General features: G+C 54.6%; 14 protein-coding genes. 9 read left to right on the top strand and 5 right to left on the bottom strand.

The annotated features are described in order from the left end of the window. Positions 1 to 332 precede the first annotated feature (332 nt). From AC23NW_RS33625 to AC23NW_RS33615, 3 genes are all read left to right on the top strand, one after another. Positions 333 to 2,714, top strand: a complete 2,382-nt coding sequence (locus AC23NW_RS33625) for an ABC transporter permease (RefSeq protein ID WP_487455013.1) — start codon at positions 333 to 335, stop codon at positions 2,712 to 2,714. Positions 2,715 to 3,117: 403 nt separating this feature from the next. Next, positions 3,118 to 3,771 (top strand): hypothetical protein, encoded by a 654-nt coding sequence (locus AC23NW_RS33620; protein ID WP_487455012.1) that lies wholly within the window; start codon positions 3,118 to 3,120, stop codon positions 3,769 to 3,771. A 12-nt stretch (positions 3,772 to 3,783) separates the two neighbouring features. Then, positions 3,784 to 4,077 (top strand): hypothetical protein, encoded by a 294-nt coding sequence (locus tag AC23NW_RS33615; protein ID WP_487455011.1) that lies wholly within the window; start codon positions 3,784 to 3,786, stop codon positions 4,075 to 4,077. A 59-nt stretch (positions 4,078 to 4,136) separates the two neighbouring features. On the opposite strand, the gene AC23NW_RS33610 is transcribed toward AC23NW_RS33615, so the two are convergent. The 5 genes from AC23NW_RS33610 to AC23NW_RS33590 form a co-directional block, all read right to left on the bottom strand. Continuing rightward, on the bottom strand, positions 4,137 to 4,433 hold the full coding sequence (locus AC23NW_RS33610) for a chaperone modulator CbpM (protein WP_487455010.1): 297 nt from the start codon (positions 4,431 to 4,433) through the stop codon (positions 4,137 to 4,139). Positions 4,434 to 4,449: 16 nt separating this feature from the next. Continuing rightward, positions 4,450 to 5,358, bottom strand: coding sequence for a DnaJ C-terminal domain-containing protein (locus tag AC23NW_RS33605; RefSeq protein ID WP_487455009.1), 909 nt, complete (start codon positions 5,356 to 5,358; stop codon positions 4,450 to 4,452). Positions 5,359 to 5,452: 94 nt separating this feature from the next. Beyond that, a complete protein-coding gene (locus AC23NW_RS33600; RefSeq protein ID WP_487455008.1) occupies positions 5,453 to 7,573 on the bottom strand; it encodes a molybdopterin oxidoreductase family protein in 2,121 nt (706 codons plus the stop codon). A 37-nt stretch (positions 7,574 to 7,610) separates the two neighbouring features. After that, entirely contained in the window at positions 7,611 to 7,916 is a 306-nt protein-coding gene (locus AC23NW_RS33595; RefSeq protein WP_487455007.1) for a LytR/AlgR family response regulator transcription factor, read from the bottom strand. Next, positions 7,913 to 8,344 (bottom strand): hypothetical protein, encoded by a 432-nt coding sequence (locus AC23NW_RS33590; protein ID WP_487455006.1) that lies wholly within the window; start codon positions 8,342 to 8,344, stop codon positions 7,913 to 7,915. The genes AC23NW_RS33595 and AC23NW_RS33590 overlap by 4 nt, the downstream gene beginning before the upstream one ends. 115 nt (positions 8,345 to 8,459) lie before the next feature. Between AC23NW_RS33590 and AC23NW_RS33585 the strand changes: the two genes are divergently transcribed. The 6 genes from AC23NW_RS33585 to AC23NW_RS33560 are packed head-to-tail and all read left to right on the top strand — an operon-like array spanning position 8,460 to position 15,249. Beyond that, positions 8,460 to 8,702, top strand: coding sequence for a PqqD family protein (locus tag AC23NW_RS33585; RefSeq protein WP_487455005.1), 243 nt, complete (start codon positions 8,460 to 8,462; stop codon positions 8,700 to 8,702). Further along, positions 8,699 to 9,772, top strand: coding sequence for an ATP-grasp domain-containing protein (locus AC23NW_RS33580; protein ID WP_487455004.1), 1,074 nt, complete (start codon positions 8,699 to 8,701; stop codon positions 9,770 to 9,772). Before AC23NW_RS33585 ends, AC23NW_RS33580 begins: the two co-directional genes overlap by 4 nt. A 27-nt stretch (positions 9,773 to 9,799) precedes the next feature. Next, entirely contained in the window at positions 9,800 to 11,167 is a 1,368-nt protein-coding gene (locus AC23NW_RS33575; RefSeq protein ID WP_487455003.1) for a diaminopimelate decarboxylase, read from the top strand. A gap of 30 nt (positions 11,168 to 11,197) precedes the next feature. Continuing rightward, the gene (locus AC23NW_RS33570; RefSeq protein ID WP_487455002.1) at positions 11,198 to 13,390 is read left to right on the top strand and encodes an urea transporter; all 2,193 of its coding nucleotides are present in this window, start codon (positions 11,198 to 11,200) and stop codon (positions 13,388 to 13,390) included. A 5-nt stretch (positions 13,391 to 13,395) separates the two neighbouring features. Beyond that, positions 13,396 to 14,616: a hypothetical protein gene (locus AC23NW_RS33565; RefSeq protein WP_487455001.1), complete on the top strand. Its 1,221-nt coding sequence runs from the start codon at positions 13,396 to 13,398 to the stop codon at positions 14,614 to 14,616. Between the two features lie 24 nt (positions 14,617 to 14,640). Then, positions 14,641 to 15,249, top strand: coding sequence for a tetratricopeptide repeat protein (locus AC23NW_RS33560; protein ID WP_487455000.1), 609 nt, complete (start codon positions 14,641 to 14,643; stop codon positions 15,247 to 15,249). Positions 15,250 to 15,300: the final 51 nt, after the last annotated feature.

The following is a 15,300-nucleotide window of genomic DNA, read 5'->3' as shown; positions in this document are numbered from 1 at the left end:
AGAGCGAAAGAGCGGCTGCGGTGCAGCAAAGAGCGAAAGAGCGAATGTGTCTGACTCAGCCACCTACCTGCACAGCCCCTTTCACTCTTTCTCTCTATCGCTCTTTCACTCTTTAACACACGTCCGCAAATGAACGGACGGTGTCCGATGGCGGACAAAAAACGCTGACAGCACCAATATATCCTCTTATTATCAACCACTTACCAATCCGGTACAGGATTTGACGGAATTATAGAGTGGTGGCTACACCAGCAACCCAGCAACAACCAGCAACTCAACAACAACAAATAACCCAGTAACAACAAATAACCCGGTAACCCCAAAACATCACCATGCTTCGTAATTACCTTAAAATCGCGGTCCGCAGTCTGTGGAAAAACCGGTTGTTTACGACGATCAATATCGTGGGCTTGTCGACCGGCCTGGCCAGTGTGATTATACTGCTCTTGTTTGTGCAGAAGTCCTTTACGTTTGACGCGTTTCACCGTGATATTGGCCGGCTGTATTTTGTACAAACGAAAAGCGACGACAAGGCCTACGGGCAAACCGTCTATCCGCTGCTGGGACAGCTGCTTGAAGAGTACCCTGAAATTGAAACCGGTACGCACATTCAGACCTGGAGTTATCCGTGGATTACCGCCAATGGCAAGAACGTCCAGGAGTCAACGGTTTACGCCGACTCTACCTTTTTTGATGTCTTTTCCTTTCCGTTAAAATACGGCGACGCGGCCACGGCACTCAAAACGAAGCGGTCCGTTGTACTGGTCGATAAGGTTGCTCAAAACCTGTTCGGCGATACGAATCCGGTCGGGAAGGTGGTTACACTGGATGACACCCTCCAATACACCGTTACCGGCGTACTGAAAGAACTACCGGCCAATTCGTCCATTCAGTTTGATGTACTGCTCCCGGCCACCAACCTCTACGACTTTCCGGGCTTTAAAGAGGGTGCGGACTGGTACAACACCTTTGCGCAGATTTTCGTGAAGCTCCGGCCCGACGCCGACCCGCGCAAGCTGGAGGCTAAGTTTCCGGCGCTGGTTAAAACGCACTTTCACAGGGAGGCTCAGAACCGGCAGATTCTGCTGGCACCGGTCAAAGACCGCGTTTTTATTGACGAGCCAAACTTCAAAAACATTCTGTACGGGGCCATTACCATTGCGGCCTTCATCCTGCTCATTACCAGCATCAACCTCATTAACCTGAGTATGGCGTCTTCGCTGACGCGTATCAAAGAGGTCTCCGTGAAACGCGTTATCGGTTCGGCTACCCGTCAGATTCTGGCTCAGTTCTGGGTCGAAGCCGGCCTCGTAGTATTTCTCTCGCTCGGGCTATCCCTGCTCTTCGCTTTTTATGTACTGGTGCCGCAGTTTAATGAATTCCGCCAGGGACGTATGCAGCTGACCATCGACCTGACCACCGATTACCCGACGTTTCTGCGCGTTTTCGGCATCGCGCTGCTGGTTACGCTGGTTGCAGGTACCTACCCTGCCTACCAGCTCAACAAACTCAACCTGACCAACAGCCTCAAGGGCAAACTGCAAAGCAACCCGCGCGGCAACCGGATGACCCAGAACAGCCTGATTGTGGTTCAGTTTGCCATTGCCGTACTCTTTATCATTGGTACCATCGCCGTCCGCCAGCAGATCAGCTTTATGAAACGGGCGGATTTAGGATTCAACAAAGACAATCTACTGGTTGTCAGCACAAATCTGGATTACAAAGATCCAAAAACGGCCAATAGCCAGTTTACCGGCATCATCGACCGGCTCCGCAAAAACCCACACGTTACCAGCCTGGCCAGTTCGGCGGTCATCCCGACCCGCTACTGGTCTAATTACAATGATTATGAGCCCGTTGGCACCACCCGAAAGTTTGTAAACCTGCGGCACGTTGCCGGCGGTATTGGCTACACGCAAACCTTTGGCATCCGGCTGGTCGAAGGCCGTGATTTTTCAGAGACGATTGCCAGCGACGCTACCTCGAAACCCGTATTAATCAACGAATCAGCCAAAAAGGCATTTGGCTGGACAACGGCAGTCGGCAAGCAGATTCAGGGCCGTAACTCCTCCGAAGTAATGACGGTCATCGGCGTGATGAAAGACTTTCACTATCAGTCGCTGAAAGACAAGATTGAGCCGCTGCTGCATTGGTACGGGGGTAAAATGGACCTGAAAGACTACCTCACGATCCGGCTCGACGACGTCCGGAACAGCCCTGCTATCGTGGCAGAACTGGAAGCAGCCTTTAAGCAGATTCCCGCCAAACGGCCCTTCAAATACGTCTACATGAGCGACGAAGTTGACAAGACCTACATGGGGACCGAAGGCGTCTGGAAAATGATCAACTTCACGGCGATTCTGGCCATTCTGACGGCCTGTGCGGGTATTTTCGGCCTGATCACACTGGCGGCCCGGCAGCGGACAAAGGAAATCGGCATCCGGAAAGTACTCGGGGCGTCGGTGGTCAGCATTACGGTTATGCTCTGCCGGCACTTCCTGTGGCTGGTTGCCCTGGCGGCGCTCATTGCCATACCGCTTGCGTATTGGGGGCTCGATAAGTACCTGAGTGCCTACGCCTACCGCGCTCCGCTCAGTGCCTGGGTATTCGTCGCCGGCGGCATTTCTGCCCTGCTGATTGCCCTCCTGACCATTAGCTACCAAACCATCCGCGCCGCCCTCATTAATCCGGTCCGGTCCCTGCGCAGTGAATAGAGGTTTTGTCCGCAAACGAACGAAAAACCGTCCGTTTGCGGACAAAACGCGAATAGACCAAAAACACAACCAACTGATGATCAGAATACTATTATTTCTGGCACAGGATTTGGCATTCTGGTATATGAGGCGTTAGCCCATAAACAACAGATACGATGAAGGTCCGAAACAATACTGGTATTCCTTTCGGAACGCACTTAATAGTATGGGGCCAATGGTTTCTCCGGCAGCTACGGGGAAACGATTGGCCCTTATTTTTTACCGGCTGGCACCGACAGAACTCATGACCGGAAAATTTTAAGCAGTCTACACGCTTTTTTCATCATTTGTCGTTCTTCATACGTTATTCTCCGCCATCCGGAGCCATTCAGCAGCATTTCACCGTCATTTCCCCCACTCAGGCATGAAACAATTATTCGCTCTTTTCGCCTTACTACTCCTTCAGCTGACGGCCATGGCGCAGCGGTCGTCTGTCAGCAAGAACATCATTGTCGATGATCTGATCATGACCATTAAGGTCGATATCGAAGAACCGGGCCGTACCCTGCATTACCACAAGCGGTTTAACATTGAGGGTCTGGACTCCGCTGAACGGCAGGCGCTCGAAACCCGCATTCTGGATTCACTGGGTGTGAACGGCCCCGCCAAAGCCAAACGGTTTCAGGACAATCAGCCGGTAGCCAGCGCACACGGCGCCGTCATCAGCTCCCGCAGCAGAGGTTACGGTGCTACGCAAAACGATACGCGTTCGGTGAACGTTGACCGCCGGGCAACAGGCCAGCAGGTTGACGAAATTATCATAGCCGAACGCACCGAAACTCCCGAACCACAACCGTCAGACAGCGGCACGGTTGAAAGTCTGACGACAAACGACCATATGCCGTACAGCAAACAGATTAAAGAGGATCCCGAAACGGGTCGTCTGTTTATGCGGTACCGCTATGAAAAAGACGGCGAAGAGTTCATTTTTGAGCGCACTGTCAACGCGCAGGGGAAGTCAGATAAGGAAAAAAGCCGCATTATCCGCGAAACTGAAAAAAGCCTCGGATTACACTAACCCTTTTCACTCATGGCACATATTGCAATCCCTATTCCGACGGTGCCCGGCAAACAGGACATCGAAATCGACGTCACGATCAACGGCCAGAAACAGGCACTGCATTATCGCGTAGAACTGTTTTATTGGGGCGATTGCACCGTGCCGTCCTTTGACCGCGTCGACTGCATCCGGCAGATGCTGTCCGGCTACGATCAGGACTGGACCCTGTATTACATCGGTTCGCCGACGGACAAATTTGTCCCGGTCACCTTTGTAAAAAAAGAAGATCTGGCCAAACAGCGGCAACTGCTGACGATGGCATAAGCCGCCGGACCCGCCCAGACAAACAGCCGGTAACCTGCATGGTTACCGGCTGTCTGTTTTTACAGCGGTTCGTAAAACGCCAGCCGGTTCTGCAGCGTCACAATCTGCTGCTGCAACGCCTCGACCCGTTCCAGCAGGCCGGTCACGACATCCAGATCATCGGGGTGGATGGCCAGATCCTGATGCAGCCGCACCAGTTTTTCCAGCCGCACCAGTTGTTCGGGATGGATATAGACGACCTGTTCAACAATCACCGTTTCGATCAGGCCATTGTATTCCAGCGCCTCAATAAAAGTAAATTCCACCTGATTGTATTGGCAGAATTCGCGGATTGAAATTAAGTGTTCCGTATTCATACAGTGTGTGTTGCAGTTAACGGTTGGCCAGTTTCCGGAATAAGTCTTTTTGTTCGTCGGTCAGGTCGGTTGGTATCTTCACCTGCCATTGCACATACAGATCGCCGAAGGTGCCGTCCTGGTTATAGACCGGAAACCCCTTGCCTTTCAGACGGCTTTTTCCACCGTTCTGCGTACCGGCCGCAACCGGAATTTTCACCTTCCCGCTCAGGGTCTCAATCACCTTTTCACCGCCCAGTACGGCCGTATAGAGATCAATCTCCTCCTCAACATACAGGTCATTGCCCTTCCGCTTATACCTGCTGTCTTCAGCCACCAGAATAGTAATGTACAAATCCCCTTTCGGGCCGCCGTTAACGCCCGGTGCGCCATAGCCGGTCAGCTTGATTTTCTGACCGTTTTCAACACCGGCCTTGATGGTAATACCGATCTGTTGCCCGTCGAGGTTCAGCGTCTGCTTGTGGGTCGTGTAGGCATCACGCAGGTTCAGGTGCAGTTCAGCCTGATAGTCAGACCCACGGAATTTAACCTGCCGTCCGCGTGCCCCGCCACCTTCCTGCCCGAACATCGACGACAGGAAGTCGGAGAAATCGGCACCGCCAAAGCCGTCCGAAAAGTCATATTCTCCGCCCATGCCCGCACCGGCCGTCTGGCGGGCCTGTTGCTGCCGCTGTTGCCGGGCCTGTTCAAACTGTTCGGCGTGCTGCCAGTCCTTGCCGTACTGATCGTATTTTTTCCGTTTTTCCGGATCGCTCAGTACTTCGTTTGCCTCGTTGAGCTGCTGAAATTTCTTATGCGCATCCGTATCGTTCGGATTCAGGTCCGGATGCAGTTTCCGGGCCAGCTTCCGGTAGGCCTTTTTTATGTCATCGTCGGAGGCGGTTTTCGGTACCCCCAGCACGGTATAATAATCGACGAATTCCATAGTACGTTGTGTAGTTTACCGGTTAACAACGCGCCGGTGCATTTAGTTAATCAAAAGTAGATTGCAGTGACCGACCTGCCTATGATGATGCTCACTATACATTCTCCCCTGCCAGTACCTCAACCCATACGCCGTTAAAAGCCGCTGTCCCGGTCAGGGCGTCGATCTCCTGCTCATCCGTTAAATCGTTGATACTAACCCCGGCATGTTGGCTGGCAATAGCCAGTTTTACGCCCTTACGGCCATGCCCGTATCCGTGCGGCATGCTGACAACCCCCGGCATCATGTCCGTCGTCAGCTCAACGGGCACCTCGACGGCTCCCACCCGCGACCGCACCGTAACCGTTTGACCGGCCACAATGCTGCGGCTGGCAGCGTCCTGCGGGTGCATCTGCAACGTACACCGGTTGGGCCCTTTAACGAGCCGCTCCGAGTTATGCATCCACGAGTTATTGTCGCGCAGGTGCCGGCGACCAATCAGTTGCAGGGTCATAGCATTGGTCAGCCGGGCGGTAAGGGCTTCTTTGAGGCGGGAAACATCGGCGATAATCAGTTCAGGAGCCAGATTCAGCCGTTTATCGGCAGTCAGCAGTCGGTCCGGCAACCGGGGCTGCAACGGCCCTAAATCAATGCCATGCGGATTGTCGATCAGCGTCCGGAGCGATAAGCCTGTTTTACCATAGGGCCCATACCGCAGGCCAAGGTCAATTTTCTGTTCGGGGCGGGGTAGCGGCGTTGTCGCATCGAATTCAGCGTGTTCGAGCCGGAGCCGCAGCTCCTCAAAAATCTCCCAGTCATATTTCGCGCCCGCATCTTTCTCAAACAACGGCTCTGAAAACTTCGCCGTATTCCGGATGGCCAGAAAGTGAAACGTAGTATCGTAGTGCGCCGTTTCCAGACCGGTTGCGGTTGGCAGGATAATGTGTGCGTGCCGGGTGGTTTCGTTGATGTAAATATCAATCGACACCATGAAATCGAGCGACGCAAAGGCATCGTCCAGCTTCCGGCCGTTCGGCGTCGACAGCACCGGATTGCCGCAACTCGTCACCATCGCCCGGATCTGCCCAGGTCCCGGCGTCAGAATTTCGTCGGACAGGGTCGAAACGGGTAATTCGCCCATGAACTCCGGCAACCCGCGCACCCGGCTTTTCCAGCGTCCGTAGCGGTTATAGGGTTTGGCCCCCGCCAGAAAATCAACCGCCGGGGTGGTAAACATCATGCCGCCGGGACTATCCAGCTTGCCGGTCAGTACATTAATGGCATTTACCAGCCAAAGCGCAAGCCCGCCAAATGCCTGCGTCGACACCCCGACGCGGCCATAGCAGGCGGCTTTGGGTGCTGCGGCAAACTCATGCGTCAGCCGCCGGATGGTTTGGGCCGGTATTCCCGTCAAGACCTCCGCCTGTTCGGGCGCAAAATCCGTGGCGACCAGGGCCTGTACCGTATCTACCCCGTCAGTGAATGCAGCAAGCCGACCTACATTAACCAGCCCATCGGCGAACAGGACATGCACCATTGCCATCAGCAAAAAAGCATCGGTGCCGGGCCGGATAAACACATGTTCGTCCGCTTTACGGGCCGTCTCGGTATGGCGGGGATCCACCACAACCACCTTGCCCCCGCGCTGCTGAATGGCCCTGAGCCGGTTAGCCACATCGGGAGCGGTCATGATACTTCCGTTTGACGCAATGGGATTGCCCCCCAGAATCAGCCAGTAATCGGTATGATCAATATCGGGAACCGGCATCAGCATCGGGTGACCGAACATCTGCCAGGCTGCAAAATGATGCGGAAACTGATCGGCCGACGAAGCCGAAAACATGTGGCGTGTCTGTAAGGCCTTAATGAAACCCGGAGCCGCTATGGTGGTTCCGAGGTTGTGTATCGACGGGTTACCCGCGTATACGCCCACGGCATCGGTCCCGTGTTGGGCCTGCACCTGCCGGAGCCGGGTGACTACCTCGGTAAACGCTTCCTCCCAGCTGATTTCCTCCCAGCCCGTTTCCGTACGCCGGACAGGCCGTTTCAGCCGGTTCGGGTCAGTATAAATGTCCTTCAGCGCTACTGCTTTCGGGCAGATGTGCCCCCGGCTAAACGGGTCGTTCTTGTCCCCCGCAATCGACAGCACTTCGCGGTCCCGGTAGGTTATTTCGAGCCCGCACATGGCTTCGCACAGGTTGCAGGTACGGTAATGGACGTTTGAGGCAGCAGACATATCGTTGATTAAGGGTTTGTTGATGACTGGTTATGGGTTAAAATAAGCCAATCTGCTCGATCAGTTCCAGAAAGGCTTTGCGGTGGCTTTTACCGATGGGCAGCTGCGTGGCCCCCACCGACACGACGTTATTCTGAATAAAATTTATCCGGTACAGGTTAACGATGTACGACCGGTGAATACGCAGAAATTGCTGTACAGGCAGCATTTCCAGCAGCCGCGTCAGTGATTGCAGCATTACATACCGCCCTGTATCGGTATAAATCCGGAAGTACTCCCCCATTGCTTCGACGAACAGAATGTCCGTAAAATTGATGCGTACAATCTTGTAATCCGACTTCACAAAAAAGAACGGCAACGGTTGGCGGGTTGCCGGTTGCGGTCCCCCGTCAGCCTGACCGACTGCTGCAACGCTTTGTGCAGCTGCCGGTAAACGGTGTCCCGGTCGGCCCCCTGCTGAACAAATCCGGCGACATCGAGTGTATAGGCATCAGCAGCAACGGCCCGGTCGGCACTACAAACCACAATGGGCGGGCACACCGGCAGTTTTGCCAGGCGCCTGAACGTGTTGACCGGCAGTGTTCCGACCTGTACAATCAGGACGCTGTATTCCTCCTCGGCCAGTTTTTTCTCAACGGTTTCCAAATCGCTGACTACACGCACTGATTGTGTAGGTACCAGCTCGCTCAGGTACTGCTTCAGCCATTGCGAAGCATCCCGGCTATCTTCATAAATCAGGTAACTAAACGCAGTAAACGTCTCGGTGGTCATGTCCGTTCGCTGACTATATCAGGTTATTCACAGACTCATTCAGGTCATTCGCTGAATAGCCCGCAAGCTTCAGCAAGCAAATCCGTCTATTGTAACAGATTTGATCAAAAGTAGTATGAAACTAAGAAAAAGTGTTGCTGTCAGCGAAAATGGCTTTGTTTTTAATGCGTCGCGGGGTGATTCGTTTTCGGCTAACCCCACCGGCGCCCGGATTCTGGACTGGTTGCGCGACGGTAAGTCGGAGGAGGACATGAAAACTCTGCTGCTCGACCTGTACGACATTGACGAAACAACCTGCGAAAAAGACCTGTACGATTTTCTTAAAGTGCTGAAACAACATAACCTGCTGGATGTATGAACAGAATACCAATCACAATTGCGGTGACAGGGCTGAACAATACGGACAACCCCGGTCCCGGTATTCCGGTGATCCGGAGCCTGCGCGAAAGCAGCTATTTTGAGGTACGGATTGTGGGGCTGGTCTACGAAAATCTTGAGCCGGGCATTTACATGGACGATATGGCTGACGTGGTATATACGCTGCCTTATCCGTCGATGGGCCACGAAATGCTGCTTTCCCGATTGGTGTACATCCACGAACGTGAAGACCTGACCCTCATTATTCCCAATTTCGACGCCGAACTGCTCACGTTTATTAAGCTGGCCGACATGCTATCGGCCATGGGCATCCGAACGCTGTTGCCAACCCAGGAACAGTTTGAGTCGCGGCAGAAAGACCGGCTTACCGACTTTGCCAGGCAGTTTGGTATTGCCGTTCCCAAAAGCGACGCCGTTACCGGTATCGGGGAGCTGATGCAGGTACTGGCTGAATCCAGATACCCGGTTGTCGTCAAAGGACGCTTTTACGAGGCTTACGTAGCCCACACCGCCGACCAGGCGCAACAGTATTTTTACAGGCTTTCCGCCAAATGGGGCTTTCCCATTATTGTTCAGCAGTTTATCCGCGGACAGGAGTTCAACGTCACGGCCCTGGGCGACGGCAAGGGCCGGCTGATCGGCGCGGTGCCGATGCGCAAAACCTACGTCACCAGCAACGGGAAGGGCTGGGCCGGCATTGCCATCGAAGACGATACGCTGCTGGATATGGCGCGGACGGTCGTTACCCAAACGCGCTGGGGCGGTGGCCTCGAACTGGAGCTGATCAAAGAAGACAGCACCGGCGAGGTCTACCTGATTGAAATCAATCCCCGCTTTCCGGCATGGGTGTACCTGGCAACGGCTTGCGGCCAGAATCACCCCGAAGCACTGGTCAGACTGGCACTGGGGCAGGCCGTAGAACCCTTTACCGACTACAATGTGGGCCGCATGTTTGTCCGCTATTCGTGGGATATGGTATGCGATCTAAGCCGTTTTCAGCAAATAGCGACTACCGGCGAAGTCACGATCCGGCCGGAGGCTTTAGCGTAAATGCTTAACAACCCCTACCAACTACTCATGGAAACCAACCAGAAACTGAAATACGAACGTCCGGTTATTAAACAACTCAACACCGGCGTCACCAATAAATTCGGCCCGCAAATGGGCCTTATGCCGCATACGCACATCGACGGCATTGCCGTTAAAGACCTCATCAACACGTATGGGTCACCGTTGTTTGTCCTGTCGGAACGAACCATCCGGCAAACCTATCAGGAAGCGTTCAGTGCCTTTGCCAACCGGTACCCGAACGTGCAGTTTGCCTGGTCGTACAAAACCAACTACATGAACGCCGTCTGCAACATCTTCCATCAGGAAGGCTCCTGGGCCGAAGTAGTGTCGCGGTTTGAGTACGAAAAAGCGCTGAAAAACGGCGTTCCGGGCGATAAGATCATCTTCAACGGCCCCGACAAAACCACCGACGACCACATGGTGGCGGTACAGAACAATTCGCCCATTCACATCGACCACCTCGACGAACTTTACAGCCTGATGGCGGTGAGTCAGAAGCTGGGCAAACGCCCCAAAGTGGCGATCCGGGTAAATATGGATACGGGCGTACAACCCATCTGGGACCGTTTCGGCTTCAATTACGAAAGCGGTCAGGCGTGGGATGCAATCCTGAAAATCATCCAGACAGACCGCATGGATCTGGTCGGGCTGCATTGCCACATCGGTACGTTTATGCTCTCGACCAACGCCTATGCCGTTGCCACCGCCAAAATGGCCGATCTGGCCCTGAACATCAAGCGGCAGTTTGGTATTGACATTCAATACCTCGATCTGGGCGGTGGCTTTGCTTCGCGCAACACCCTCAAGGGAGCCTACCTGAACGGCGCCGATGTGGCCCCCTCGTTTCATGAGTACGCCGAACAAATCTGCTCAACGCTCATCCGTGCGGGCTTCCGCTCCGAAGAATTACCGCTCCTGATTCTGGAAACCGGCCGCGCCCTGATCGACGACGCCGGATTCATGCTCGGCACTGTCCTGGCCAACAAGCGGCTATCCGACGGGCGGCGGGCCACCATCATGGATTTTGGTGTAAACCTGCTTTTTACGGCCTTCTGGTACGAGCATACCATTTCGCCCGCCCAGGAATGCAGCCAGTATACCGAAGATACGGTCTTGTACGGGCCGCTCTGTATGAACATCGACGTGGTGCGGGAGAGCATCCGGCTGCCGCTCCTCAACAAAGGCGATCAGGTGGTGGTGCACCGTGTCGGGGCTTACAACATGACACAGTGGATGCAGTTCATCTCGCTCCGGCCCAACATTGTCCTGATCGACACCGACGGACAGCCGCACCTGATCCGCAAGGCCGAAACCGTGGAGTACCTCACCCAGCTGGAATCGACACCAGCCCACCTGAGCGCCTTTGACCTCTAACGGCTGTGTCCCAAACGAAGACCTTTTTTCATGAAAGAATCGCTTAAAACCATCGGGTCCGGTGTGCTTAACAGCTATGCCCAATTGTTTTTTACCCAAAACAACGTAACGGGTGGGTTGCTGCTGCTGGCTTCTATGACGGCCCCTAGCATTGGTATCTGGGGTCTGGCGGGGGCGTTGCTTTGCCAGGGAATAGCCGCCCTGCTGCGGATCAATCCGGTGCTGCGGCAGCAGGGTATGGTCAGCTACAACGGCATGCTGGTGTCGCTGGGGCTGGCGGCTTCGCTCCAGGTAAACGGCGCTTTTCTGGCCCTGTTCGGCATTGCCTGCCTGCTCTCGGTGCTGCTGTCGGCGGCGCTTGCGCACGGGTTTGGCCAGGCAAAACTGCCTTCGCTCAGCCTCGCCTTTGTACTGACGTACTGGGTCATCCTGCTGTGTATCGGCAGCTTTACCGGCATCCAACCGCTGGTCTTTGCCCCCGAAGATGCCCAGGTCTGGTATTACGCTGCCGAAAGCTGGCCCCTGCCCGGCTGGTTTCAGGATTACCTGCGGTCGTTGGGCAGCATTCTGTTCGAAGGCAATCTGGTGACAGGGCTGCTGGTTGCTGCCGGTATCCTGTGGGCGTCGCGGATCAGCTTCACGCTGTCAATACTGGGGTTTGGCGTTGGATATGCGTGCTTTACGGCGCTGGGCGGCAACCCCATTCACATCGGGAGCCATTACATTGGCTTTAACTTTATTCTGACAGCCTTAGCGGTAGGTGGTTTCTTTTTCGTCGCTAACTGGCGGACCTACGGGCTCGTGGTCCTGCTGATGCCCCTTGTGGTACTGTTATCCGTCGCCGGTATGAATCTGTCGGAAAAAGCCGGCCTGCCCGTTTTATCGCTGCCGTTTGTGCTAACCGTACCGATGGTGATTTATGTATTGCGGATGAGCAACCGGATTCCGGGCATCGTTGAGGTGGTTTACCAGCAACATTCGCCCGAAAAAAACCTGTACTCCTACCAGAACTACCAGCAGCGGTTCGGGAAGTCGACGTATGTGCAGATTGGCCTGCCTTTCTTCGGCGAGTGGTCGGTATATCAGGGGTATAACGGGAAATATACCCACAAGGACAACTACCGTTTTGCCTGGGATTTCGTGATCCGCGATGCTTCGGACAAAACGTTCCGGAGTACCGGCCAATCGCCCGACGATTACTACGGCTACAACATGCCGGTAGTTGCTCCGGCAGCCGGGTACGTAGTAGCGGTCATCGACGGTGTCGACGACAACGCTATCGGCAACATAAACATCAAGGAAAACTGGGGTAACGCCGTCATTATCAAACATGCCGATTACCTGTATTCCAAGATAGCGCACCTGAAAAAAGACAGCTTTACGGTCAAGGTCGGGGATTATGTGCGGAAAGGTGATGTGCTGGCCGCGCTGGGCAATTCGGGACGGTCGCCGGAGCCCCATATTCACTTTCAGCTACAGGCGACGCCCGAACTTACGGCGCCGACCCTGCAATACCCGCTGGCGTATTACCTGCTCAAAGGGCCGCAGTCGCTTGATCTGCGGAGCTATGACGTGCCTCAGGAGACCGAAACCATCGCCAACATTAAAACAACCCCGCTACTGCGCGATGCGTTTACCTTTACGCCCGGACAAACCCTCCGTTTCGAGACCGAAGACGGGCAGCTGCGCGAAGAATGGCTGGCTGGTACCACCAGTCAGAACGAAGCCTATCTGCATTGCGTGGCGACGGGCGCAACCGCGTATTTCGTCAACGACGGAACCATGTTTTACTTCTCCGCGTACACCGGCCCACGGTACACGCTGCTGCACTACTTCTACCTGGCTGCCCACAAGGTTATGCTCGGCTATTACCGGAATACAACCATCAGCGATGCCGTGCCACTGCATCAGCTCGACCGCGGCCCCGGACGGTTTCTACAGGATTTTATGGCACCGTTTACCATCTACCGGCATTACCTGTACCGGCTCACCTACCCGTATACGGACAATACCATCCGTCCGACGCGGATGAAACTACAGTCGTCGGTAAGCCGGGAAGTACTGGGACGGCAGCGCGATTTCTTTGATTTTGAGTTGCTGCTGGAAAAAAATGCGCTCAGTGCGTTCAGCATCCGGCACAATAACCGGACCCTGACGGCCAGGCAGGTAATGCCGCAACCGGAGACGGCCGACGAAGTACCCGTAACAGCTAGTATTGACTAACCCTCATGAAACGAATCTACCAATGGCTCACTACGGCAACGCTCTGGGCCGGCTATCAGCTTAGTATTGCGCAGGAACCACCGGACTTTCTCAGCATTGAGTCGGCCTCCCGACGCGCCTATGCCCAACACGACTGGCAGGCCGTACAGGCAACCACCAGACAGGCACTGGCCAGCAAAACCGATTATTTGTGGCTTCGGCAACGGGCAGGTATCAGCAGCTACCGGCAGGGGAATTACCGCAGCAGTATAAAGCACTTAAACGCGGCCCTGCGCTTCGACCACTGCGATACCACCGCGCTGGAGTTTCTGTATTATAGCCTGCTCAGGGATAATCAACCCGCCGAGGCCATTGCCCGGACAACGACACTGCCGGCATCTGTGCAGCAGCGGTTAGGGATACGCCCTCAGCAATTCCTGACATCGGTAAACCTTGAAAGCGGGATTAAAATCAGCACCATCCCCAATACAGTAGGCAATGTCTATTACGCTACCCTCGGGCTGGGGCATCGCATCAGCCCCGCCGTTCAGTTGTCACATTCGCTGACGGGTCTGAACGTACGCTATAATCAGGTGCTGAACGTGAACCAGTGGCAGTACAGCCTCCGGGCCGATGTCCGGGCCGCAGCCAGCTGGCTACTCTCGCCTGGTCTTCAACTCATTGGCGCTTCCGGTACGGCTACGTTCAACACGACCATGAGCCAGAACGGCTGGGTTGGTCAGCTCAGTATTACCCGGAGTGGTCCGGGCTGGAAAGTCTACCCCGCCCTGGCTATTTCGCAGATCAGTACGGCAGGTACTGCCCTGACCGAAACGGGGGTATACAAACGTACCGTTGAAGCCCAGTGGCAGGCGGGTGTCGGCGGTGAGTATGCCATGGGGCGCGTACGGCTATATGGCAGTCTGGCAATGCAGCAGCAAACCAAACCGGCGCTTAACCGGCATCCAATGGGGAGTCTGCATACGCAGGTTACGCTGTCGCCCCGGCTCAATGTCCGGGTTGGGTACAGCTACATAAACACCAATCATTTTCTGGACATCACAACCGGTATGTTCAACAACCCGCCCGACCCGACCGTCGATAAGACGACCCTGCTCCTGACCGGGCAGGTAACAAAGCGGGTAATTGCCTATGTGCTTGGCCAGTACGAACGTAAAACATCGGCTACTACCAGTCAGGCCTACGCCTACCAAACCGGCGTTGGCGGCCTGACAATTCTCTTTTAACCACCTGAAAACGTATTTACTACCATGAAAATCATACCTGTTTTTACAATCGCCCTCTTGCTGAGCAGCGGAGCCGTCACAACCGGCAATGGCCAGTCTATTGCCGCTTTTAAAGAAAGCTATGTACAGGAAGCGAAGAAGGACTACAGACAGGCGATAGCTGCCCTCAAAAAAGCCGGAGCCGACACCTACGAGGTAAACCTCCGGCTTGGCTGGCTACATTACGCCGCCGGGCTGCTCACCGAATCGGTAAGTTATTACGAGAAAGCCATCTACAAACAGCCGTCTTCAATCGAAGCCCGGCTTGGGTATGCCTTGCCCGCATCGACCCTGAATCACTGGGATAAGGTGATGGAGCAGTACCAGGCTATTCTGCGGCTCGACCCCAACCACAGTCTGACCAATTACCGTATGGGGCTCATTTTCTATAACCGCAAAGACTACAAAACCGCCGAAGGGTACTTCCAGAAAGTACTGCGGCTCTATCCGTTCGACCATGACAGCGTGCTGATGCTCGGCTGGACAAAATACATGCTCGGCCAGCGCAACGAAGCCCGCGAGCTGTTTACAAAAGCGCTCCTCTACAACCCGTCCGATTCGTCGGCTACGCAAGGATTGGCAGCCTTACGCTAGGCATAGGGTCAAAAAAAAGTTGGGTAACCAGTGGCTACCCAACTTTTTCAC

The organism is Arsenicibacter sp. R0_47 (assembly GCF_057652235.1).
Note: the sequence above shows the minus strand (reverse complement) of the source record. Positions and strands in the feature narration are given on the sequence as shown.